Annotated in this window: 1 protein-coding gene; it reads right to left on the bottom strand. The window is 30.3% G+C overall.

Annotated elements, in window-relative coordinates:
- Positions 1-166: 166 nt before the first annotated feature.
- Positions 167-1,432, bottom strand: a complete 1,266-nt coding sequence (locus tag NSA58_RS19905; protein WP_039678065.1) for a conjugated bile salt MFS transporter — start codon at positions 1,430-1,432, stop codon at positions 167-169.
- Positions 1,433-1,591 lie beyond the last annotated feature (159 nt).

The raw sequence follows: 1,591 nt of genomic DNA, 5'->3' as shown, positions 1-1,591 counted from the left end.
ATAGGGCTGTTGATTTTTTAGGATTATAATCTTTATTACTTCTTATTTTGGAAAATAATTTTCTATCCATATTAGCTTTTTTATAAAGTAACTTAATTAAGTATAAAATCAAAAAAGAGATCTATCAAAATAATTAAACATTTTAATAGATCTCTTTTATTTATATTTAAGCAGCTATTTTTTCTGCTTGTTTATTTTCATTTAATTTAGCCATAGCTTTTATAGCAGTTAGTATGCCAATATACGCTAATATAACTGCGCCTAATATAGCCCACCAAGCTACACCATATCCCATTTTATCAACTACTACACCGAATAATGATGAACCTAAAGCAAATCCTATACCAAATACTAATTGTACCATACCTAATACTCCAGTATATTCTTTGTTACCAAATAATTTACCAACAAGTAAAGCAGGTCCCATTGTATAAGCAAATATAGATAAACCTTTAGCTACTGCAAATACATAAGCTAGCGGAGTTATTTCTACTGCATATATTAATGTTATATCGGATATAGCAACTATTATACCTGCTATTAATACAGTTTTAAATGCTCCTAGTTTATCAAATAATCTACCACCAAGTAAAGTACCAGCAAGAGAACATATTGCAAATATAGATCCTATTGTTCCTGTATTTACTTCTTCATTTAAATGTAAGTAAGCTGGATATTGTACTGATAATGCAGCAACATATATACCAACAAAGAAGTATCCACAAGCAAGGAGTTTAAATCCATTAGTCTTCATTGCTTCAGCAACACTATATCCCCAGTTTAAGCTTTCTCCTTTAGCAGATTCTTCAGCACCTTTAGTTTTCACAATTTCAGAAGAGTCTTTTGGCATTCTTAACATAAATAATACTATTGGAATAGCAACAACTAAACCTATAATACCAAAGATTAAGTAAGCTTGCTTAAATCCAACAACTTTTATTAAAGCAACTGATGAACTTTGTAAGAATATGTTCCCTATTGATCCACCAGCCATTGCTGTAGATAATGCTTTTCCTTTACTCGCTTCATCAAACCAAGCATTTATTAATAGAGGTACCCCTAAAGCAGATAGTATAGCCGCACCTATTTGCATTACACCTGCTATTATATAGAATTGCCATGGAGCTTTTGCAATTGAAAATGCAGCAAAACCACCACAACCTAATATAGCACCTGCTATGTATAAAGGCTTAAGACTGAATTTTTTAAATAAGCCTCCAACTATTGGCGAACCTATAGCTGAAACTAAAGTTCCTATAGTAAATATTAAAGAAAAACTTGCCATACTAAACCCTAAAGTTTTGTCACTAACTACATAGTACATGAACTGTGGTTGTAAGTTAGCCATTACACCATATGGTATTGCTTGTATAAGCATACACGCTATAACAATTTTCCAACCAGCAGAAATTTGTTTTTTTGATTTACCCATTAAATCATCTCCTTTATTTGTAAATATATAATTGCATAGCCAATATTTTAATCCGCTACTTTTAAAATAACCGACTACATCGTATCATTTAATTCCATAAAAATAAATGTCCAAAATGTCAAATTTTTATGTCCAAATTAACAATTTTTAATTTTTATT

The sequence above is a fragment of the Terrisporobacter muris genome (assembly GCF_024621905.1).
GTDB classification, from domain to species: Bacteria; Bacillota; Clostridia; order Peptostreptococcales; family Peptostreptococcaceae; genus Terrisporobacter; species Terrisporobacter muris.
Note: the sequence above shows the minus strand (reverse complement) of the source record. Positions and strands in the feature narration are given on the sequence as shown.

Coding starts and splice junctions, on each gene's coding strand:
- NSA58_RS19905 (WP_039678065.1), bottom strand. CDS start 1,432: ATGGGTAAATCAAAAAAACAAATTTCTGCTGGTTGGAAAATTGTTATA.